Origin of the sequence: Sphingomonas sp. LHG3406-1, from assembly GCF_029637485.1 — a bacterium.
Lineage (GTDB): Bacteria > Pseudomonadota > Alphaproteobacteria > Sphingomonadales > Sphingomonadaceae > Sphingomicrobium.
In genome coordinates this window covers 2,801,934-2,823,801 of record NZ_CP069128.1, presented here as the reverse complement: position 1 = coordinate 2,823,801, position 21,868 = coordinate 2,801,934, and the positions used below count along the sequence as shown (strand labels likewise).

The window sequence follows — 21,868 nt, the reverse complement described above, 5'->3', positions numbered from 1 at the left end:
CTTCCGACGCGAACCCGAAAGGAGCCACTGCCCGATGCGCCTTCTCCTCCTCGCCGCCGCCGCCTTCTCGCTCGCCGGCTGCAATCCAGGCGGAGAGTATACCAGTCAGATCCTCAACGAAGCCAATGCGAGCGGTGCGGAGGCCAGTGCCACCGTCGAAAATGCGGTGCTGAATGCCGCGGACACGCCGCTCGAGAAGGAAGCCGCCCTCGCCAAGATGAAGGAGCGGCACGATGGCTATGAGGAGATCGGCAAGGCCATGCGCGCGGCCAAGCAGGCGATCGACAAGGGCGACCCGGCGGCGGTGAAGGCCCCGGCCGACCAGATCGCCACGCTCGCACCCCAGGCGATCGGCTGGTTCCCGGCCGGTACCGGTCCCGACGTGGGCAAGACCGGCGCAAGGGCCGAGATCTGGCAGCAGCGCGCCGAATTCGACCAGGGAATGACCAGGTTCAACGAGGCGGCGAGGGCGTTCCGGGCAGCCGCGATGACCGGTGACCTCGCGCAGATCAAGGAAGCACACGCCAATCTCGGCAAGACCTGCGGCAGCTGCCACGACCGCTTCCGCCAGAAGGATGACTGAGCCGGAGCAGCAGACGGAAACCAAGGTCGCGGAAGCGGCCTTGGCGGTCCCGGTGTGGGACCTGCCGGTGCGGATCGTCCACTGGAGCCTCGTCCTGCTGATCGCCTTTTCCTGGTGGTCGGCGGAAAATGAGGAGATCGAGTGGCACGTGAGGAGCGGGCTCATGGTGCTGTTCCTGCTGGTCTTCCGCATCCTGTGGGGCTTCTTCGGCAGTTCGACCGCGCGCTTCCGCTCATTCGTGACGGGACCGCGCAAGGTTCGGGACTATCTGCGCGACTCCGATAGCTGGCGCGGGATCGGCCACACGCCGCTGGGCGCGCTGAGTGTCGTCGCGCTGCTCGCCCTGCTAAGCCTGCAGGTGTCGCTCGGGCTGCCGCTAAGCGACGAATATGGGGTGGTGACCGGTCCGCTGAACCGGCTGGTGAGCTTCGATACGGCCGAATGGGCGCATGAGGTGCACGAACTGCTGTTCAATGGGCTGCTGGCGCTGATCGCGCTTCATGTCGCCGCGATCCTCTTCTATCGCTGGAAGGGCAAGCGCCTCGTGCGGGCAATGGTCACGGGACGGAGCAGCGAGAATGCGGCGGGCACGCCGGGCATGGTCGCGGCAGGGCCGGTGCGGCTGATCCTCTGCCTCGCCCTCGCGATGGGCGTGACCTGGTGGATTTCGAACGGAGTACCGGGACTGTGAGCAAGGGCAAAATCGATTACGTCGAACTTCCGAGCGCGAGCGCGCATGAGCTGACGCGGGCCTTTTACAGCAAGGCATTCGATTGGACCTTCGCCGATTATGGCCCGGACTATAGCGCCCATGAGGGCGATGCGGTCTCGGTCGGCTTGCAGGGCGATCGCGAGGAGGCGCTGTCGGCGCCACTCCCGGTCATCAGGGTCGACGACATCGAGGCCGCCTTCGATGCGGTGGTGAAGGCCGGCGGGCATATCGCCAAGCCGATCTTCGCCTTTCCGGGCGGACGCCGATTCCACTTCATCGATCCTGGCGGCAACGAGCTGGCGGTCTGGGTGACGGCCTAGGGCCTCGCCCAGGGCAGGCGCTTCAGCCGGTCCGCGACGCTGGCCACCCTGCCCTCTTCCGCATGGACGACCAGACCGCCGCTGGCGCGCAGACGGGGTGCGTCGAGGGTCAGCCAGCGCGCCCTGCAGCCGCGCGGCAGGCGGCGATCGGCGACGACGATGTCGGCAGCGGCGCAGGCGCGGGTGAGTTCGACCCAGTCGAGGCGCTGGGTCGAGCGAAGCGCAAGCAACGTGCGGCCCGACGTGCCGAGATCGGCGACGCAGGCGTCCGCGCTGCAGCGGGCGCGTGGGTAGGCGGCGAGCGGCGGCGGATCGCCGTCGAACCCGGCATTTTCCGCCATCATGTCGCGCACGAAGTCGCCGGCCCGGTCCCGCAGCAACCAGGGGGTGCCACGCTCGTCGATCACGGCGAGATGCTTGCCGTCGCCGGTGACCAGCAGGGTCGGGAGCGGCTCGGCGAGGGTGAGGAGGATGCCGGCAGCGATCGGCGCCAGCCCCCAGCGGCGCCAGGGCCGTATCCACAGGCAGAGCCACAGCCCGCCGGCGACGATCAGCGCGAAGGCGGCGCGCGGCATGGCGGGGAGGATGACCACCGCCCCGCTTGCGTTGGCGGTGGTGTGGGCGAGCCCGAGCAGGAGGCCGATGCTCCAGCCGGTCAGGCTCCACAAGGGGCCGCCAAGACCGACCGAATCGAGCAGCAGGGCGGCCGCCTCGAGGGGCATGATGACGAAGGTGGTGAGCGGAATGGCGACGAGATTTGCGGCCACCCCGTAGAGGCCGGAGCGATGGAAATGGTAGAGGGCGAAGGGCATGAGCGCGATTTCCACCGCGAGGCCGGTTGCGATCATGGCGCCGAAGACCCGGCCGCTGGCACGGACGCGGCCTTCCTCGCGTCGCTCGAACCAGCGCTTGAACGCCGGCCATTGATAGAGGGTGACGAGCGCCGTGACGGCGGCGAAGCTGAGCTGGAAGCTGGCCCCGGCGATGGCTTCGGGGCGAACGACCAGTACGGCGAGCGCACCCGTGGCGATCAGGCGGATGCTGAGTGCTTCGCGGCCGAGGAGGGTGCCGGCGAGGACCAGCAGCGCGGCGATGCAGCTTCGCACCGTGGGCACCTGTAGCCCGGTGAGGATCGTGTAAGCGACGCCGGCGAGGGCGCCGGCGGCAAAGCCGAGCGCGACCAGGTTCCAGCGCAGCGCCAGCGCCGGCACGAGGGCGAATAGGCGCAGGACAAGGAAGTAGAAGAAGCCGACCACCGCGGCGATATGAAGCCCGCTGACCGAGAGCAGGTGGGCCAGGCCGGATCGGCGCATGGCGTCGGCATCGGCCTCGCTGACCGAACCCTGGTCGCCCGTGACGAGGGCGGTGGCGATGCCCCCCTCACCGCCCGGCAGCCGTGCGCGGATGTGGCCGTCGAGGCGGCGGCGGAAGGCGTCGAGGCCGGTCTCGTGCGCCGGGCGAAGGATGGTGATCTGACCCAGCGCCTTGCCGGTGGCGCCGAGACCCATGAACCAGGCATCGCGGGAGAAATCGTGGGTGCCTGGCAAGGCCATGGGCATGGGCGGCGCGAGGCGGGCACGAAGGCGGACCTTGGCGCCGCCCCCTATCCGCGGCCCGAGCCGGTCGGCGTCGGCGAGCGGGATCGAGACCCGCACTCTGGGCGGGATCGCGGCGTCGGCGGGCGCGATCAGCAGTCGGAGGCTGTCGCGGGCGACAAGCCGCTCGGCCTTCAGCACTTCGCCCTCGAAGGCGACGATGCGCGGCGAGTCGAGTCTCGGTGCCGCGACCCGGTCGCTCCGCCACCAGATCAACGACAGACCGAGGGCAAGCGCGACCGCCGCGGTGGCAAGAGCCCGGCCGGTTCGGCCCCCAAGCACCAATCCCGCGACCAGCGCGCCGCCTGCGCCGAGCAGCAGGGCGAGCCATCGGGAAGGATCGGCGAGCACCAGCCAGAGGGCAATGCCGAGGCCGAAGGCGACGACCGACCAGGGCGCAAGCTGGGAACGTTCGGCCTCAAGGCGTTTTTCCGCACTTGCGAAGAACGCGCTGGCTTGCCAGTGCGTGAACGCCGGTGCGTCAGCCGGGGAAGCGGCGACCTGCATGCTGCCTCCCTTCGGGTGGCACGATCCGGCGGGAACAGTGAAAGAGGAAAGCGCGCTTGAGCGCAAGCAACATCGTCACCCGCTTCGCGCCCAGCCCGACCGGCTATCTCCATATCGGCGGCGCGCGCACGGCCCTGTTCAACTGGCTGTTCGCCCGTCACCACGGCGGCAAGTATCTGCTGCGCATCGAGGACACGGACCGGGCGCGCTCGACCCCCGAAGCGATCGAGGCGATTCTCGACGGCCTCGGCTGGCTCGACATCGCCGGCGACGGGGAGCCCCATTTCCAGACCCAGTATGAAGCGCGCCATGCCGAAGTCGCGCATCAGCTGATCGAGCGCGGCGCCGCCTATCGCTGCTACCTGACGCCCGAGGAGCTGGCTCGCCGCCGCGAGGAGGCGCAGGCGCAGAAGAAGCCCTTCCGGGTCACCAGCGAACGGCGCGAGTGCGCCGACGCGCCGGCGCCGGACGCGCCCTACGTGGTCCGCATCAAGGCGCCGCGCGAAGGCGAGACGGTGATCGAAGACATGGTCCAGGGCCGGGTGGTGGTCCGCAACGAGGAGCTGGACGACTTCGTCCTGCTCCGCTCCGACGGGACGCCCACCTACATGCTGGCGGTGGTGGTCGACGATCATGACATGGGCGTCACCCACGTCATCCGCGGCGACGACCATCTCAACAATGCCTTCCGCCAGCTGGCGATCATCAAGGCGATGGGCTGGCCAGAGCCGACCTATGGTCACATTCCACTGATCCACGGCTCGGACGGCGCGAAGCTGTCCAAGCGCCACGGGGCGCTCGGGGTTGACGCCTATCGCGACGAGATGGGGATCCTGCCGGAAGCCCTGTCCAACTATCTTCTCCGGCTCGGCTGGGGCCATGGCGACGACGAGATCATCAGCCGCGAACAGGCGGTCGAGTGGTTCGACATGGACCATGTCGGCAAGAGCCCAAGCCGCTTCGACCTGAAGAAGCTGGAGAACCTCAACGGCCATTACATCCGCCATGCCGAGGACAGCCGGCTGGCCGTGCTCGTGGCCGCTCGGCGCGGCGGGCTGGAGGCGGAGGAGCTGGCGCTGCTCGAGCAGGCGATGCCCGAGCTGAAGGCGCGGGCGAAGGACCTGAACGAGCTGAGCGCCAACGCCGACTTCCTGTTCGTGAAGCGGCCGCTGGCGCTGGACGAGAAGGCGGCGAGCCTGCTCGACGGCGACGCGCGCGCCCTCCTCGGACGCCTTCACGAGACCCTGGCCAGTGTCGCCGACTGGACCCACGATGGAACGGAAGGCGCGGTCAAGGCGCTTGCCGAAGCGGAAGGGTTGAAGCTCGGCAAGCTTGCCCAGCCGCTGCGCGCGGCGCTGACCGGCCGGGCGACCAGTCCCGGTATCTTTGACGTGCTGGTGCTGCTCGGGCAGGACGAAAGCCTTGCCCGGATCGCCGACCAGATGACCAACGCAACAACCGAAAACGGAGCTGCCTGAGATGTCGAATGCCAATCTGAAGCTGGGCGAGAAGAGTCTCGACCTGCCGGTGCTGAGCGGCAGCGTGGGGCCGGATGTCGTCGACATCCGCAAGCTTTACGGGCAGGCCGACGTCTTCACCTACGATCCGGGCTTCACCTCGACCGCCAGCTGCCGCAGCGCCATCACCTACATCGACGGCGAGGCCGGGATCCTGCTTCACCGCGGCTATCCGATCGACCAGCTGGCCGAGAAATCGACCTTCATGGAAGTCGCCTCGCTGCTGCTGCACGGCGAACTGCCGAGCAAGGACGAGCTCGACCGCTTCACCTACACCATCAGCCGCCACACCATGCTGCACGAGCAGCTGGCGATGTTCTTCCGCGGGTTCCGCCGCGACGCGCACCCGATGGCGATCATGTGCGGCGTGGTCGGCGCCCTGTCGTCCTTCTACCACGACAGCACCGACATCACCGACCCCAAGCAGCGCGAGATCGCCTCGCACCGCCTGATCGCCAAGATGCCGACCATCGCGGCGATGGCCTACAAGTACAGCATTGGCCAGCCGTTCCTGTATCCGGACAATTCGCTGTCCTACACTGGCAATTTCCTGCGCATGACCTTCGGCGTCCCGGCCGAGGAATATGTGGTCAATCCGATTGTCGAGAAGGCGATGGACCGGATCTTCATCCTCCACGCCGACCATGAGCAGAACGCCTCGACCTCGACCGTCCGCCTGGCGGGCTCGTCGGGCGCCAATCCCTTCGCCTGCATCGCGGCCGGCATCGCCTGCCTGTGGGGCCCGGCGCACGGCGGGGCCAACGAGGCCGCGCTCAACATGCTGCGCGAGATCGGCCGGGTCGAGAACATCCCCGCCTACATCGCCCGCGCCAAGGACAAGGACGATCCCTTCCGGCTGATGGGCTTCGGCCACCGCGTCTACAAGAACTTCGATCCCCGCGCGAAAGTGATGAAGGAGACCGCCGACGAGGTGCTGCGCGAGCTCAACATCTCCGATCCGGTCCTCGACGTCGCCAAGGAGCTGGAGCGGATCGCACTCAGCGACAGCTATTTCGTCGAGAAGAAGCTCTACCCGAACGTCGACTTCTATTCGGGCGTGATCCTCAACGCGATCGGCTTCCCGACCGAGATGTTCACCGCCCTGTTCGCCCTCGCCCGCACTGTCGGCTGGGTCGCGCAGTGGAACGAGATGATCGCCGATCCCGAGCAGAAGATCGGCCGTCCGCGCCAGCTCTACACCGGCGCGACGCAGCGGGACTACGTGCCCGTCCCGAACCGCTAGGAGGAGGGATCACGCGGAGGGCAGGGTCAGGCGAAAACTGGCCCCGGCGCCGCCGTCGAGCAGCGCCACCTCTCCGCCCATCTCCCGCGCGAGACGGCGCGAAATGGCGAGGCCGAGGCCCGATCCGCCCTCGGCCGAGGCGCCCTGCTCGAACTTCTCGAAGATGCGGACGCGGTCGCCGGGCGCCACTCCCGGGCCCTGGTCCGTCACCGTGACGCTGGCAGCCGTGCCGTTCCCGAGGTTGATGGCGACCGTGCCGCCCTCGGGCGAGAAGCGGACGGCATTGCCGATCAGGTTGACGAGGATCTGGGTGATGGCGCGGGGCTGGCCGCGGGCGGGCGCTCGGCCCTCGCCGCCAACGTCGAGCATGACTCCGCGTGCGGCGGCCTGCGCCTGCACGAGACCGGCCGCGTCGAGGACCAGTTCGGCTAGGTCGACCAGTTCGCCCATCGCTGGGCTGCCCGGCTCATCGCCGTCGGCGCCGAGATCGGTCAGAAGGTCGAGGAGGTGGCGGGCGGCGGCAGCGATGTCCGCGCCATAGCCCGCATAATCGGTCTTGAGCGGACCCTGGCTGCGCCCAGCAATCTCCTGCGCCTGACCGATGATCGAGGCGAGCGGCTCGCGCAGCAGATCGTCGAGCGGCGGCATGGGCACGAGGGCGGGCGTAGTGCCTGTCGACGAATCCCTCCGGACCCGGACGACGTAGCCGAGGAAGCGGCCGTCCTCGAGGCGCGGCTGCCCGTCGAGCAACACTGCCCCTTCGCCGGCGCGAAGCTCGGCTGGCTGGGCGGAGAAGTGAGTGCGTCCGGCGAGCGCCTCCAGAAGCGGGAGGTTGCCGGCGGCATCTTCGACCGGGCGGAAGGCGCGGGCGAGCGGCTGGCCGACGAGGTCGTCCGCCATTTTGCCAAGGCGACGGGCAAGGCCAGGGCTGAGGCTGACGATGCGAAGGGAGGAGTCGGTGACGACATCTTCCTCGGCTGCGCGCTCCTCTTCCTGCACGGGCGCACCCGCACCCGACCAGCGCGAGCGCACCGGCAGGCGGGCGGTCCAGCGTTCGACCGACAGGGCGACACCGTCCGCATCCGGCTCGGCGCGGACGACGAGGTCGAGATCCTCCTCCTCGCTTGCGGCGGTGACCGGGCGGGTGATGGCGACGCCAAGCCGGGCGGCGAGGCGGGCGAGTCCGGCGAGCTGCGGCACCGCGAGCTTGCTTCCGAGCCTTCCTCCGGCCTCCTGCTGGAGGGCAAGCAAGGGCGCGTCTGCGGCGACCAGACGGCCGTCGCGATCGACGCGCGCAGCGATCGGCGGCTGAGCGGGAAGGCTAGCCATGGCGCCGGAGCCTCCTCGCAGCGCGGCGATAGCCTGGCGGGAGCCGGTAATCACTGCGTGCGTCCTCGACCGCGGCGGCCGAAAGAGAGTCGAAAGTCTCGATCGCCAGCACCGGATCGCCGAGCCCGAGCGCCGGCCCCGAGGCGGCGAGCAGTGCACCTGCTTCGGGCCGGGTCACGTCGGCAAGTCGAAGCAGCAGCGCCACCCGCTCGCCGCCGCCCAGCAGTGCCGACCAAGCCTCCTCGGCGGGAATGCCGGCTTCGGTGGCGAGGATGGCGGCGAGCAGCGACGAATCCCCTTCGTCGGCAAGCGTGACGAGCAGGCCCGGCGAGCGGCGGCGGTCGGGTCCGAGGGCTTCGGCCAGAGCCGTTTCCAGTTCCTCCAGCCGGCGCTCCTCGCGCTGGCTCCGGACGAGATCGGCGGCGGCTCCTGCAAGGGCGGAATCGCTTTCCTTGCCGCTGCGCGTGCCGAGCGCGGCGGCGATGGCGAGAACAAGGCCGTGGGCGAGCGGCGCGGGCAGGTCGACGAGGTCGAGCGTAGTGCGGCCAAAGCGGTCGCGGCTGCGCCCTCGTGCCGTGACCAATGCCATGGCCGCCCCGGCGATGTCACCGTCGGGATCGGCGGTCCAGCGCTGGAGCAGGGTCCGGCCGCCGCGTCCGCCCTGCGCGAGGCGCTGGACGTCGGCCCGGCGCAGCAGGAGCCCGACCAGCGTCTCGTCCTGGATCAGGCCGGCACGGCCGAGATCGGCGATGAGTTCCGGTGCGTCGGCGGCGCAGCCCGCTGCCATCTCCGGTTCGAGACGGGCGCGAAGCTCGACTGCAATGCTTTCGACCAGGTGGTGGAGCATGGCGCTCATCAGCGCCCGTCCCTGCTCGGTCAGCCGCGCCTCGTCGGCAAGGAAGAAGTCCTGGACGACGGCCGCAAGCCGCCGTTCCCCGCCCGCTGGGTAAGCGGTCGAGGATCGTTCTTGGCGCTCCTCTTGGGGAGGCGCGGCGATGGGCCACTCGTCGGGCATCTGCCGACCCTGTTAGCAAATTACGCGTTAACGGCGCGTCAATCGCGGTCCGGGCCGTGCACAAGCGACTGGACGATGAAGAAGCTGGCGGTGGCGTAGAGGGCGAGGAAGACGATCAGCAGGCTCCACGCGCCAAACGCCGCGAACGGAATGGCGGCGAAGACGGCGCTGCGCGGGCTGAAGAGCCAGAGGTCGGGACCGAGTTCGCGCCCCCTGCGCTCGACGCGCTTGGCTTCGGCAAAGGCGACGGTGGCGCCGGCGGCGACGAGGGCACCCCAGCCGCCCCCGTGACGGGTCTCGAACCAGGCCAGGCCGGTGAGCGCCAGCGCATGAGCCGGGGCGAGCAAGCGGAGGGATAAAGCATGGCGCGAAAGCGGGCGGAGGCGGACCGTCGCAAGCCGCTCGGCGAGGCGGTCGAGCGGGCTCGCGGCGACCAGCAGGCCCATCGCCCAGGTCGCACTTCCACGGGTAAACAGAAGGGCCGCGGCAAGCACCATTACCAGCGCCGCCCAGGGCAGCCAGCCGGGCTTCACCGGGGCACCCATCAGCTGGCGGGTGAGGACATCCTCGAGCGGCGGCAGGATGAAGCGGCTCGGCCAATCGCGGCGGCGCTGGCGACTGCTGTCGAGCAGGTGTCGGTCGAAGGCGTCGGCGCTGACGTTGTTGCCAGCAAGGAAGGGCGACAGGCCTTCGGTGGCGGGAAGCAGCCGTGCGCCCGACTGGACGGCGCGGCGAAGCAAGGTCGACTGCAGGTCCCAGTCGCCGAGCATCCGCGCCGTGTCCTTCAGGAGGGCGCTGTCGACCACCGAGATTCCCGCCCAGCGATTCCGGTCGTCGATCCGCTCAAAGCCCTCGTGGCTCTCGTCGTCGGGGACGGTGAGGATGGTGCGGGCAGGCTCTTCGGCAAGGTCGGCGAGCAGGGCCGGTGCCGGCGCGACCCCATCGGCCAGCTGCAGAACCGCGAGATCAGGGTCGAAGCGGGCGGCGGCTTCCATCGCATCGCTGACCGGCACGACGCCGATGCCTTCGGTTCGAAGCCGCTCGAAGGCGGTCTGCAGCGCGGGCGGCACGCGTTCGACCAGCACGACGATCGGCGCGGCGCCGACGGCCGCGGCGCAGCGCGCCTGATATTCGATGAGCGTACGACCGGCGAGCGGCGCCAGCGCGTGGAGCCCGCCTTCGTCATCTTCGCCAATCGCTGCAATCAATGCGCCGAGCGCCATCCCCACCCTTCCCTGCCTCCCTGTTGCACGCTTCCTTGGACGTGCAAAGGTGGTAAACATGGCGGTCATGAGCTCGCCCCTGCCCCGTTCCGCCACCGGTACGCCGGTTGAACCGCTCGAACTGACGGAGGCTGCACCGGTCGACGCATATCAGGAAGCACCCGACAATTTCGCAGACTGGGTGCTGGAAGAAGCGCCGGTCGAGCAAGGCGCCGACGGCCGGCGGGTGCTCGGCTGGACGCTGGCGATCCTGGCGCTGGCCTGGATCGGTTTTGCCGGCTGGAGCGCCGGCCGCGCGATCGGCGAGGCGGTGAACGCGCCGCAGCTGGCGCAATGGCTGGCGACCGCCGCCGCACCCCTGATGCTGCTCGGCCTCACCTGGCTGATCTTCGGGCGGACCCGCCGCAAGGAAGCCGAGCGCTTCACCCGGTCGGTGCAGCTGATGCGCTCGGAAGCGCGCAGCCTGGAGCAGCTGCTCGGCGTCCTGCGCCAGCGGCTGGACGAGGAGCAGGCGGCCCTGTCCGGCCATGCCGAGCGGCTGATGCGGCTGGGCGATGAGGCGAGCCACCGGCTGGGCGGCGTGACCCGTGACCTGACGGCAGGCAGCGAGACGTTGAGCCGCCATGCCGCGGCGCTCGACCGGGCGGCCGAGAGCGCGCGGACGGACATCGGTGTGCTGCTCGAGGATCTTCCGCGTGCCGAGGCAAGCAGCAAGGCGATGGCCGAGGAACTGCGCGTCTCTGGCCGCGAGGCGAGTGCGCAGGCGGCGGCGCTCGAAGCCCAGCTTGCCGCGGTCAGCGGCCGGGCGCGCGAGGCCGAGGACAATGTAAGCGGCGCGGCGCAGCGGCTGGTCGCCCATCTTACCCAGATCGAGAGTGCGGGAGCGGCGGCGGCGGCCCGGGTCGGCGATGCCGGCGGCAGCGCCTCGGCCGAGGTGGACGCGCTCCTGGCCCGTACCGGCGACGCGCTGAACCAGGTCCGCAGCGGAATCGACGAGCAGGCGGCCGCAGTTCGCGCCCTCGTCGACCAGAGTGCAGCGGCGATCGGCCTTGCCGGCCAGGAAGCGGCGAGTCAGCTCGGCACGCGGCTGGGGTCCGCCTCTCAGCTTCTCGACGGCATGTCGGCGCGGGTTGCCGAGCAGGACCGGGCGGTGACGGCAATGATCGGTGGGCTGGAGCAGCAGCTGGCCGAGGTCGACCAGCGCTTCGTGGACCTTGCCGCGGAGGGAGACCTTCGCGCCCAGGCGGTGGCGACCGCGATCGACCGGGTGCGCCGCGAGCTGGACATGCTCGCCAGCCAGCAGGCGGCGAGCGGCGGGACTCTGGAGGACCTTGCCGGACGAACCGAGCAGCTCCGCCACTCGGTTGCGGCGCTCCATCAGGAATTCGGCGAACAGCTGACCGGCGCCCTCGGCTCGGCCGAAGGCGGCGCTGAGCGATTGCTGGCGGCGGTGCAGGCCGCCCGGCCTGAGGTCGAGCAGATGCGCGAAGCGGCTGCCGAGGCCGGCAGTCGGCTTGAGGCCGGAACGGCGGGCCTGTCCGGCCAGCAGGAGCGGCTTGATGCCCTGCTCTCCACCATCGACCAGGGCGTGGGCGGGGCCGAGCGGCGCCTCGGCGAGCTGGCGGCAGCGATCGCCTCGGCCGAGCAGGACGCTTCGCGGCTGCAGTCCGAAACCGGCCCGGCCTTGGTCCAGGCCATGGTCCAGATCCGCGAGGCGGCATCGCAGGCGGCGATGCGGGCGCGGGAGGCGCTGTCGGCGGTGGTGCCCGAAACGGCCGACCAGCTTTCCGCCGAGACGAGAAAGGCGCTCGGCCGCGCGGTCGAGGATAGCGTACGTACCCAGCTGATGGAGGTGGAACGGGTCGCGGCCGAAGCGCTCAAGGCCGCCCGCAGGGCATCCGAGGGCCTGTCGCAGCAGATGCTCAACATCGGCCGAACGGCGAGCGCGCTCGAGCAGCATATGGTCAAGGTAGCCGACGACGACCGCCTGGCCGAAAGCGAGAATTTCGCGCGGCGCTCGGCAGTGCTGATCGACTCGCTTCACTCGGCGGCGATCGACGTCGGCCGGATCCTGTCGGACGAAGTCGACGACCGCGCATGGGCGGCCTATCTCAAGGGTGACCGCGGCGTGTTCACCCGGCGGGCCGTGCGGCTGCTGTCGAGCGGCGAGATGCGCGCGATCGACCAGCAGATCGCCAGCGATCCCGAATTCGCCGCTGCGGTCACCCGCTACGTCCACGACTTCGAGGCGATGCTCCGCCGCTTGTCGGGCGAGCGCGAGGGCGGAATGATGGCCGTCACCCTGCTGTCGAGCGACATGGGCAAGCTCTACACGGCGCTGGCGCAGGTGGTGGAGCGCCGCCGCTAGACCAGCCCTTAGTGATAGAAGTCGAGGTCCTCGGCCGTCACCCAGCCCTGCGTCCAGTTGGCGTAGAACAGGGCGAACAGAACGGCCGAGATCAGTCCCGCGCGCAGCAGGTGGCGCTTCAGGTCGAACCGGTGGGGGGCGCTCTCGGCCTGTCCGACCATCTTCGGCGCCCCCACCTCCTCGTCCGTCCGCATGCCGAACGGCAGCATCAGGAAGGCGGTGAAGACGAAGATGAGGAAATAGACGGCGAGAGCGCTTCCGGGGTTCACAGGCGGGTCACCATGACTTCGACGTTGGGCTTCTTGCCCGTCCACAGCGTGGCACAGCGCCTCACCGCCAGCCGGACATTCTCCCGTAGCTTGTCCTCGTCCTTGATCGGCGTGACCGCCTTCGCCGCGGTCGCCTGCGCATCGCGAATGAAGTCGTCTCGGTCCTCCTCGACCGGCACACCGACCGCGCGGACGACCGGATCGGCGGCGAGATTGCCGTTGCTGCGGAGCACGATGCTGACCGCGATCACGCCCTGAAAGGCGATCCGGCGGCGCTCGTTCATGGTCGTGCCGTCGGCGGGCAGGATGACGTCTCCATCGAGCACCAGCCGCCCGACCCTTTCTTCGCCGACCTTCTTCGGATCGCCGGGCGCGAGGCGAATGAGGTCGCCATTCTTCTGCACGAGGGCGCCCGGAATGCCGCTGGACAGGCCGAGGCGGGCCTGTTCGAGCATGTGGCGGCGCTCGCCATGCACCGGGATCAGCAGCTTGGGCCGGATCCAATCATACATCTGGACCAGCTCGGGACGACCCGGGTGGCCCGAAACGTGCACATGGGCCTGCCGCTCGGTGACGGTGCGGACGCCAAGGTCGGCCAGCTGGTTCATCACCCGGCCTACGGCATTCTCGTTGCCGGGAATCTGGCGCGAGGAGAAGATGACGGTGTCATTTTCGGCAAGCTTCAGCTCATGCTGACCGGCGGCGATGCGGCCAAGTGCGGCGCGTGGCTCGCCCTGCCCGCCGGTGGCGACCACCAGCAATTCCTTGCGCGGCAGCCGCATGGCCTCGTAGTAGCGGACTGTCTCGGGGAAGTCGGTGAGGTAGCCGGTCGCCCTGGCGACCTTGAGGTAGCGCTCGATCGAGCGGCCGGCGACGGCGATCCGCCGCCCGCTTTCTTCGGCCACCCGGCCGATCGTGTGGAGCCGCGCGGCATTGGAGGCGAAGGTGGTGACGAGGACCCGGCCGGGTGCCTCGGTGACGGCGCCCAGCAGGCCGTCGAATACCTCGGCTTCGGAGCCCGACACCTTGTCGGTGAAGGCATTGGTCGAATCGCAGACCATCACGTCGACGCCGAGGTCGCCGATCGCCCGGAGCTTTTCCGGGCTGGTCGGATTGCCAAGCACCGGAGTCGGGTCGAGCTTCCAGTCGCCGGTGTGGAAGATGCGGCCGTGCGGCGTCTCGATCAGCAGGCCGTTCGATTCGGGAATCGAGTGGGCGAGCGGTACCGGGCGGACCCGGAAGGGCCCGAGCTCGAGCACGTCGTCGGGGTGGATGATCCTGAGCGGCACCTGGCCGGTCAGGCCCTCCTCCTCCAGCTTGTGGGCGATGAGCCCGGCGGTGAAGGGCGTCGCGTAGAGCGGCACGTGGAGATCGGCGGCGAGATAGGGGATCGCCCCGATATGATCCTCATGGCCATGGGTCAGGACCAGCCCGACCAGGTCCTTGCGCTTTTTCTCGATAAATTCGAGGTCGGGCAGGATGAGGTCGATGCCCGGATAATCCTGTTCGCCGAAGGTCATTCCGCAGTCGACCATCAGCCACTTGCCGTCGCAGCCGTAGAGATTGGCGTTCATGCCGATTTCGCCCGAGCCGCCGAGGGCCAGGAAGATCAGTTCTTTGCTTGAGGTCACGTAGTCGTCCTGAGCCAGCGCCCGTCATTTCGGGCGACGCGAAGCAATCCATTGCTCATGTCAGGAGCGGCGACTGGATTGCTTCGTCGCACCGCTCCTCGAATATCGTCAGCGCGCGGACCGGCTCCGCTGCCACAGGAGGGCCAACCCCTGAATGGTGAGATCGGGTTCGATGGCGTCGAACACGCGCGTATGCTGCTGGAAAAGGGTGGCGAGGCCGCCGGTCGCAATGGTGGTGATTGGACGACCGATCTCCGCCTTCACGCGGGCGAGCAGGCCTTCGATCATCGCCACATAGCCCCAGTAGATGCCCGACAGCATCTGGCTGTTGGTGGTGCGGCCGATGACGGTCGGATCGGCCGGCGCTTCGATCGCGACACGCGGCAGCTTGGCGGCGGCGGCGACCAGCGCGTCGAGGCTGAGGTTGATGCCCGGCGCGATGATCCCGCCCTTGTAGGCACCGTCATAGTCGACGACGTCGAAGGTGGTGGCGGTGCCGAAGTCGATGACGACGAGGTCGCCCTTGTGCCGCGCGTGAGCAGCGATCGCGTTGAGCGCCCGATCGGCACCGACATTCTGCGGCTCGTCGACATCAAGCCGGATGCCCCAGGCGGCACTCCCCTGCCCGGCGATCAACGCTTCCTGGTGGAAGTATTTGCTTGCGAGCACCTCGAGGTTGTGGAGGGCGCGCGGGACGACCGTGCCGATGATGACTCCGGTGACATCGCTCCGGCCATAGCCTTCGAGCGCAAGCAACTGGTGCAGCCAGACCGCATATTCGTCGGCCGTCCGGCGCGCGTCCGTCGCGATCCGCCAGCGCGCGGCAATGCTTCCGTCCTCCGCCACCAGCGCGAAGACGACGTTGGTATTGCCGGCATCAATGGCGAGCAGCATGGATCAGTCGTTCCCGAGCATCACGTCGGCGGCATGGATGCGCCGTTCCTCGCCGTGCGGCAAGGCGAGGCGAAGCGCGCCGTCTTCGGCGAGGCCGGCGAAGGTGCCTTCCAGCTTCTCGTCCGCCATGACATGGACGGAGAGCGGCGTGCCCACGGGGTGCGCGCTTTCGAGCCACAGGGCCGTGAGTGCCTGCCGATCGTCGCGCCAGCGGCCGAGCTCGCGGGCGAAGGCGGCGGCGAGGAGGGGCGCAAAGGACTTCGGGCTGACCAGTGCAACCGATGACAGGGCGGCGGTTTCGCGGCCTTCGATGGTGGGCGCCTGGGCAAGGTTGACGCCGAAACCGGCCACAACCCGATCCTCCTGCCGTTCGAGCAGAATGCCAGCCAGCTTTGCCCGGCCGAGCAGCAGGTCGTTGGGCCATTTGAGCATCAGACCGGTGGCGGGCGCGGCAGCCTCCACCGCGCGGATCAGGGCCAGGCCTGCGCACAGCGCGAGGGAGCCGGCCGGCGGGTCGGAAGGCTGGAGCCGGACGAGAGTCGAACCGTGGAAGTTTCCTGTCGGGCTTTCCCAACAGCGGTTCTGGCGGCCCCTTCCCTGATCCTGGCGTTCGGCGACCAGCCATTCGCCTTCCGGCAGCTCGCTCGCGGCGAGAAGGTCGCTGTTGGTCGAGCCGGTTCGCTCGACGAAGCGGATGCGGCTCAAGCCCGCTCCCTCGTGACCATCAGAAGACGCTCGCCGCGTTGGCCGCCGCTGCGGTCAGCGGGTTGATCAGGAAATAGCCAAGCGGGCTGATGACCAGCGCGCAGAGGAAGATCAGCGCGGTCTCGACCTTGCCCCGGGCAGCCGCGAAGGGCTCCGCCGGCGCGTCGAAGTACATGATCTTGATGACCTTGAGGTAGTAGTAAGCGCCGACCACGGTCAGTGCCGCGGCGGCAAGGGCAAGGAGCTGAAGGTCGGCGGCGACCGCGGCCTGGAACACCATCAGCTTGGGCCAGAAGCCGAACAATGGCGGGATGCCGGCAAGGCTGAACATGAACATCGCCAGCGCCAGCGCCAGCAAGGGCCGGGTCTGCGACAGGCCTGACAGGCTGGCGAGACTTTCAACCGGGCGGCCGTCGGCGTCGCGCATGCGCATGACGCAGAGGAAGGCGCCGAGCGTCATCACCACATAGACGGCGACATAGACCAGCACCGCCTGCGCGCCCGCCGCACCGCCGGCGGCGAGGCCGACGAGCGCGAAGCCGACATTGTTGATCGAGGAATAGGCGAGCAGCCGCTTGATGTTGTTCTGGCCGTAGGCGGCGACCGCGCCGAGGATGATCGAGGCCAAGGCCGCGAAGATGACGATCTGGCGCCACTGGTCGGTCACCGGGCCCATCGCTTCGAGGCAGACGCGGGTGGCGAGGAGGATGGCGGCAGCCTTCTGGCCGGCGGCGAAGAAGGCGGCGACCGGAGTCGGCGCGCCTTCGTAGACGTCCGGCGTCCACATGTGGAAGGGCACGGCCGAGATCTTGAAGGCGAGGCCGGCGAGGGTGAAGACCAGCCCGAACAGCAGGCCGAGATTGATTCCCCCCGAGCCGGCGAAGGCAGCCGCGATGCCGTCGAAATAGGTGGTGCCGGCAAATCCGTAGAGCAGGCTGATGCCGTAGAGCAGGATGCCGCTGGCAAGGCCGCCGAGCACGAAATATTTGAGGCCCGCCTCGGCCGATCGCTCGTCGTGGCGGCGGTAGGAAGCGAGGACGTAGGCCGACAGGCTCTGCAGCTCGAGGCCGACGTAGAGCATCATCAGGTCGGTCGCGGAGACCATCACCGATGCGCCGAGCGCCGACAGCAGGATCAGCACCGCATATTCGGCGCCATGCTCATGATTCCGGTCGAACCAGCCGTGCGCCATGATCACTGCGACCGCGGCGGCCAGGTAGATGATGACCTTGCCGAAGGCGGCGAAGCCGTCGGCCGCCCACATGCCCTCGAACACGCGGCCGGCTTCCTGCGGCGCACCAATGAGGGCGACCGTGGCGGCAAGGAGGAGGACCGTGGCTCCCCAGTGCGTGATGGCAGCAGGGCGGCGAACGAAGGCCGCGACCATCATCAGCGCAATCGCGCCGAGGCCGATGATGATTTCAGGAAGGATTGCGGCGGTGTTCATCAGTGCGCCTCCCCGGCGCCATGTTCGGAAGCCTCGGCAGCTTCGGCAGCGGCGGCCGGATTACCGGCGGTCGGACGGCTGTCACCGGCCGGGGTCGCCCGCTCGATGCGGGTCAGCAGCCGGCCGACGTCGTCGCGCATCGGCGCCATGAAGCTTTCGGGATAGACGCCCATCCAGAGGACGATGGCCGCAATCGGTGCAAGCAGCAGCCACTCGCGCCGGTCGAGGTCGGTCATCGCCGCAGCCTCCGCCGTGCGGGCGGTGCCGTAGGCGATGCGCCAGTAGAGCCACAGCATGTAGGCGGCGCCGAGGATAATGCCGGTGGTGGCGAAGATCGCGCCCCAGGTCGACACTTCGTACGTGCCCATCATCGCCAGGAACTCGCCGACGAAGCCGCTCGTGCCGGGCAGGCCGACCGAGGCCATGGTGAACAGCAGGAACAGGAGGGCATAGGCCGGCATGTTGTTGGCAAGGCCGCCATATTTGGCGATCTCGCGGGTGTGCATGCGGTCATAGATGACGCCGACGCACAGGAAGAGCGCGCCCGAGACGAGGCCGTGGCTGAGCATGACCATCAGCGCGCCTTCGATCCCCTGCCGGTTGAAGGCGAACAGGCCGAAGGTGACGAAGGCCATGTGGGCGACCGACGAATAAGCGATCAGCTTTTTCATGTCGGCCTGAACCAGCGCGACGAGGCTGGTGTAGACGATGGCGATGCTCGACAGGATGAAGACCAGCGGCACAAACTGGGCGCTCGCGTCCGGGAACATCGGCAGGCTGAAGCGGATGAAGCCGTAGCCGCCCATCTTCAGCAGCACGCCGGCCAGGATCACCGAGCCGGCGGTCGGCGCCTGGACGTGGGCATCGGGAAGCCAGGTGTGGACCGGCCACATCGGCATCTTCACCGCGAAGCTCGCGAAGAAGGCCAGCCACAGCCAGGTCTGAAGCCCCGGTGCAAAGTCGGTCGCCATCAGGGTCGGGATGTCGCCGGTGCCGGCCTGGCCGATCATCACCAGCATCGCGACCAGCATCAGCACCGAGCCGAGCAGGGTATAGAGGAAGAACTTGTAGGCGGCCTTGATCTTCTCCGCCCCGCCCCAGATGCCGATGATGAGATACATCGGGATCAGGCCGGCTTCGAAGAAGATGTAGAAGAGCAGAAGGTCCTGGGCCATGAAGACGCCGAGCATCAGCGCCTCCATGAGGAGGAAGGCAGCCATATATTCCGGCACACGGCGGCCGATGGCGCGCCAGCTCGCGCCGATGCAGATCGGCATCAGGAACACCGACAGCATGATCAGCATGAGGGCGATGCCGTCGATGCCGAGTGCCCAGTTGAGATAGGGCGTGCCGAGGCTCACCCGCTCCTGGAACTGCCATTGCGCGCCGCCGACATCATAGCCGGCCCACAGCAGGCAGCCGAGCACGAACAGCGCCAGCGTGGCGCCGAGCGCCAGCCAGCGGGCGCCGTTCGCACTCAGGAACAGGCAGCCGAGTGCCGCGAGCAGCGGCAGGGCGATCATCAGGGAGAGGATGGGAAAGTCCATATCAGCGGGTCATCACCCAGGTAGCCGCGCCGACCAGGCCGAGCAGCATGACGAGGGCATAGGAGTTGAGATAACCCGACTGCAGCCGGGCGGTCATGCGGTTGCCGATCCCCACCGCATAGGCGGCGCCATGCGGGCCGAAACGGTCGATGGTCTTCTCATCGCCACGCTTCCAGAACAGCCGGCCGAGCGCGAGGCTCGGGCGGATGAACAGGAAGGCGTAGAGCTCGTCGAAATACCACTTGTTCATGAAGAAGTTGTGGATCGGTCCCGTAGCAGCGATCCACTTGGCCGGCATGTCAGGACGGCGAATGTAGTTGTTCCAGGCAAGGCCGAGGCCGATCAGCATGACGACGGCCGGGGTCAGCTTCACCCACAAAGGCACCTCGTGGGCGGCATGGACGAGATGCTCGTCATGGACGAGGCTGCCAGCCCAGAAGGCCGCGCCCTCTTCGGTCCCGAAGAAGGGATAATAGAAAGCGAAGCCGGCGAACACCGCGCCGAGGCTGAGCACGGCCAGCGGTACCAGCATCGGCCAGGGGCTTTCGTGCGGGTGATAGCCGGCGGTGCCGGTGACCGGCGCGGCATGGGCCGAGTCGCTGCTGTCGCCATGCTCCTCGTCCGGGTGATCGTGATGATCGCCATGCACCGCATGCTGGATATGCTCGCTGGCCGCCCAGCGCGCCTGGCCGAAGAAGGTCAGGAAGATAAGCCGCCACGAATAGAAGCTGGTCAGGAGCGCGGTGAAGGCGCCGATCCAGAAGGCCATGGTGCCCGGGACGGTGCCGGCGGCATAGGCGCTCTCGAGGATGGCGTCCTTCGAATAGAAACCGGCGAAACCGAACACGCCGTAGATGCCGACGCCGGTGATCGCCAGCGTGCCGAGGATCATCGCCCAGAAGGTAAGCGGGATCTCTTTGCGGAGCGCGCCATAGTAACGCATATCCTGTTCATGGTGCATGGCATGGATGACCGAGCCTGCACCGAGGAACAGCAACGCCTTGAAGAAGGCGTGGGTGAAGAGGTGGAACATGGCCGCGCCATAGGCGCCGACGCCCGCCGCGAAGAACATGAAGCCCAATTGGCTGCAGGTCGAATAGGCGATCACCCGCTTGATGTCGTTCTGGACCAGGCCAACCGTCGCCGCGAACAGCGCCGTGGCGAGGCCGACATAGGTGACCACGGTCAGCGCCGTCTCGCTCGTCTCGAACATCGGCGACAGGCGGCAGACCATGAACACGCCGGCGGTGACCATGGTCGCGGCATGGATCAGCGCGCTGACCGGGGTCGGGCCTTCCATCGCGTCCGGAAGCCAGGTGTGCAGGCCAAGCTGCGCCGACTTGCCCATCGCGCCGACGAACAGCAGCAGGCAGAGCAGGGTCATGGTGTCGACCCGCATGCCGGCAAAGCCGATGGTCGAGCCCGCCATGCCGGGTGCCGCTTCGAGGATCGCCGGGATCGACACGGTGCCGAACACCAGGAAGGTGCCGAAGATGCCGAGCGAAAAGCCGAAGTCGCCGACGCGGTTGACGACGAACGCCTTGATTGCCGCCGCATTGGCCGACGGCTTGTGGTACCAGAAGCCGATCAGAAGGTAGGACGCGAGGCCCACCCCTTCCCAGCCGAAGAACATCTGGATCAGGCTGTCGGCCGTCACCAGCATCAGCATGGCGAAGGTGAACAGCGACAGATAGGCGAAGAAGCGGGGCTGGGAGGGATCCTCCTCCATATAGCCCCAGCTGTAGAGGTGGACGAGGCTGGAGACGGTGGTGATCACCACCAGCATGACCGCCGTCAGCGTATCGACGCGGAGACTCCAGTCCACCTGCAGGTCGCCAGAATTGATCCACTCGAGCACCGGCACGACGGTCGCGGTGTTCGCGCCCGACAGGAAGCCGAGGAAGATCGGCCAGCTAAGCGCGCAGCTGATGAACAGCGCGCCGGTGGTGATGACCTTGGCCGGCACCTTGCCGATCGCGCGTCCGCCCAGGCCGGCGACGATCGCGGCCAGCAAAGGCAGGAAGACGATGAGGATGATGGACTGCATCTTACCCGTGCATGCTGTCGGCGGCGTCGACCGCGATGGTCCCGCGGCGACGGAAGAAGATGACCAGGATCGCCAGCCCGATCGCAGCCTCGGCGGCGGCGACGGTCAGGACGAACATGGCGAAGATCTGCCCCTTCATGTCGCCGAGGAAGGCGCTGAAGGCGACGAGGTTGATGTTGACCGAGAGCAGCAGCAGCTCGATCGCCATCAGCATCAGGATGACGTTGCGGCGGTTGAGGAAGATGCCGAGCACGCCGATCACGAACAGGATCGCCGACACGGTGAGATAGTGCGTGAGGCCGATCACAGCTTCATCCCCTCGCCGACGGGCTGGTTGACGTTGCGCACCGCATCTTGCGGGCGGCGGCCGATCTGCTTGGAGGCATTCTGGCCGCGCGCGTCGCCGCGGCTGCGGTGAGTCAGCACGATCGCGCCGATCATCGCGACCAGCAGGATCAGGCCGGCAAGCTCGAACGGCAGCAGGTAGCGGCTGTAGAGCTCGACGCCGAGCGCCTCGATGTTGGGCACGGGGCTCGCGACCGGCTGGGCGGCGACCGCCGGGCCCGCCCTGTAGGCCGAAAAAGCGATGACGATCTCGGCCAGCAGCACGATGGCGATCAGCAGGCCGAACGGCAGGTTGCGGTTGAAGCCGGAGCGCAGCTGGCTGAAGTCGATGTCCAGCATCATGACCACGAACAGGAACAGCACCGCGACCGCGCCGACGTAGACGATCACCAGCAGCATGGCGATGAACTCGGCCCCGACCAGCAGCATCAGCCCGGCCGCATTGAAGAAGGCAAGGATCAGCCACAGCACCGAGTGGACGGGATTGCGCGCGAAGATCACCAGCACGGCGGACGTGATGGTGACGGCTGCGAACAGGTAGAAGGCGATGAGCGCGATCATGGGTTGGCCG

General features: G+C 68.2%; 19 protein-coding genes. 6 read left to right on the top strand and 13 right to left on the bottom strand.

The features are described 5' to 3' along the window. Positions 1–34 precede the first annotated feature (34 nt). From JOY29_RS13895 to JOY29_RS13885, 3 genes are read left to right on the top strand one after another with little or no spacing between them, the layout of a single operon-like run. Entirely contained in the window at positions 35–583 is a 549-nt protein-coding gene (locus JOY29_RS13895) for a cytochrome c (RefSeq protein WP_300974127.1), read from the top strand. Then, positions 576–1,274: a cytochrome b/b6 domain-containing protein gene (locus JOY29_RS13890; protein ID WP_300974126.1), complete on the top strand. Its 699-nt coding sequence runs from the start codon at positions 576–578 to the stop codon at positions 1,272–1,274. The genes JOY29_RS13895 and JOY29_RS13890 overlap by 8 nt, the downstream gene beginning before the upstream one ends. Beyond that, positions 1,271–1,615: a VOC family protein gene (locus tag JOY29_RS13885; RefSeq protein ID WP_300974125.1), complete on the top strand. Its 345-nt coding sequence runs from the start codon at positions 1,271–1,273 to the stop codon at positions 1,613–1,615. The genes JOY29_RS13890 and JOY29_RS13885 overlap by 4 nt, the downstream gene beginning before the upstream one ends. Here the strand turns inward: JOY29_RS13885 and JOY29_RS13880 are convergent. Further along, positions 1,612–3,717: a ComEC/Rec2 family competence protein gene (locus JOY29_RS13880; protein ID WP_300974124.1), complete on the bottom strand. Its 2,106-nt coding sequence runs from the start codon at positions 3,715–3,717 to the stop codon at positions 1,612–1,614. The genes JOY29_RS13885 and JOY29_RS13880 overlap by 4 nt on opposite strands. A gap of 56 nt (positions 3,718–3,773) precedes the next feature. Here JOY29_RS13880 and gltX point away from each other — a divergent pair, with 56 nt between their 5' ends. After that, entirely contained in the window at positions 3,774–5,195 is a 1,422-nt protein-coding gene (gene gltX, locus JOY29_RS13875; RefSeq protein WP_300974123.1) for a glutamate--tRNA ligase, read from the top strand. Position 5,196: 1 nt separating this feature from the next. Next, the gene (locus JOY29_RS13870; protein WP_300974122.1) at positions 5,197–6,477 is read left to right on the top strand and encodes a citrate synthase; all 1,281 of its coding nucleotides are present in this window, start codon (positions 5,197–5,199) and stop codon (positions 6,475–6,477) included. Between the two features lie 9 nt (positions 6,478–6,486). Here JOY29_RS13870 and JOY29_RS13865 read toward each other — a convergent pair whose 3' ends face one another. Genes JOY29_RS13865 through JOY29_RS13855 form a run of 3 tightly spaced genes read right to left on the bottom strand, consistent with a single transcriptional unit; the run spans position 6,487 to position 10,044 of the window. Beyond that, positions 6,487–7,806 (bottom strand): sensor histidine kinase KdpD, encoded by a 1,320-nt coding sequence (locus JOY29_RS13865; RefSeq protein WP_300974121.1) that lies wholly within the window; start codon positions 7,804–7,806, stop codon positions 6,487–6,489. After that, a complete protein-coding gene (locus JOY29_RS13860; RefSeq protein WP_300974120.1) occupies positions 7,799–8,821 on the bottom strand; it encodes a hypothetical protein in 1,023 nt (340 codons plus the stop codon). Before JOY29_RS13860 ends, JOY29_RS13865 begins: the two co-directional genes overlap by 8 nt. A 38-nt stretch (positions 8,822–8,859) precedes the next feature. Beyond that, positions 8,860–10,044 carry a hypothetical protein gene (locus JOY29_RS13855; RefSeq protein WP_300974119.1) on the bottom strand — a complete coding sequence of 395 codons (1,185 nt, stop codon included), beginning with the start codon at positions 10,042–10,044 and terminating at the stop codon, positions 8,860–8,862. A gap of 58 nt (positions 10,045–10,102) precedes the next feature. Between JOY29_RS13855 and JOY29_RS13850 the strand changes: the two genes are divergently transcribed. Then, positions 10,103–12,412, top strand: coding sequence for a hypothetical protein (locus tag JOY29_RS13850; RefSeq protein WP_300974118.1), 2,310 nt, complete (start codon positions 10,103–10,105; stop codon positions 12,410–12,412). Between the two features lie 8 nt (positions 12,413–12,420). Here the strand turns inward: JOY29_RS13850 and JOY29_RS13845 are convergent, their stop codons facing one another. The 9 genes from JOY29_RS13845 to JOY29_RS13805 form a co-directional block, all read right to left on the bottom strand. After that, positions 12,421–12,681 carry a DUF1467 family protein gene (locus tag JOY29_RS13845; RefSeq protein WP_300974117.1) on the bottom strand — a complete coding sequence of 87 codons (261 nt, stop codon included), beginning with the start codon at positions 12,679–12,681 and terminating at the stop codon, positions 12,421–12,423. After that, a complete protein-coding gene (locus tag JOY29_RS13840) occupies positions 12,678–14,312 on the bottom strand; it encodes a ribonuclease J (RefSeq protein WP_300974116.1) in 1,635 nt (544 codons plus the stop codon). The genes JOY29_RS13845 and JOY29_RS13840 overlap by 4 nt, the downstream gene beginning before the upstream one ends. Positions 14,313–14,420: 108 nt before the next feature. Continuing rightward, on the bottom strand, positions 14,421–15,206 hold the full coding sequence (locus tag JOY29_RS13835; RefSeq protein WP_300974115.1) for a type III pantothenate kinase: 786 nt from the start codon (positions 15,204–15,206) through the stop codon (positions 14,421–14,423). Positions 15,207–15,209: 3 nt separating this feature from the next. After that, positions 15,210–15,911 (bottom strand): biotin--[acetyl-CoA-carboxylase] ligase, encoded by a 702-nt coding sequence (locus JOY29_RS13830; protein WP_300974114.1) that lies wholly within the window; start codon positions 15,909–15,911, stop codon positions 15,210–15,212. 19 nt (positions 15,912–15,930) lie between these two features. After that, a complete protein-coding gene (nuoN, locus tag JOY29_RS13825) occupies positions 15,931–17,358 on the bottom strand; it encodes an NADH-quinone oxidoreductase subunit NuoN (protein WP_300974113.1) in 1,428 nt (475 codons plus the stop codon). After that, positions 17,358–18,905, bottom strand: a complete 1,548-nt coding sequence (locus tag JOY29_RS13820; RefSeq protein ID WP_300974112.1) for an NADH-quinone oxidoreductase subunit M — start codon at positions 18,903–18,905, stop codon at positions 17,358–17,360. Before JOY29_RS13820 ends, nuoN begins: the two co-directional genes overlap by 1 nt. Position 18,906: 1 nt before the next feature. Then, a complete protein-coding gene (gene nuoL / locus JOY29_RS13815) occupies positions 18,907–20,952 on the bottom strand; it encodes an NADH-quinone oxidoreductase subunit L (protein WP_300974111.1) in 2,046 nt (681 codons plus the stop codon). Position 20,953: 1 nt separating this feature from the next. After that, positions 20,954–21,259: an NADH-quinone oxidoreductase subunit NuoK gene (nuoK, locus tag JOY29_RS13810; protein WP_300974110.1), complete on the bottom strand. Its 306-nt coding sequence runs from the start codon at positions 21,257–21,259 to the stop codon at positions 20,954–20,956. Next, a complete protein-coding gene (locus JOY29_RS13805) occupies positions 21,256–21,858 on the bottom strand; it encodes an NADH-quinone oxidoreductase subunit J (RefSeq protein ID WP_300974109.1) in 603 nt (200 codons plus the stop codon). Before JOY29_RS13805 ends, nuoK begins: the two co-directional genes overlap by 4 nt. Positions 21,859–21,868 lie beyond the last annotated feature (10 nt).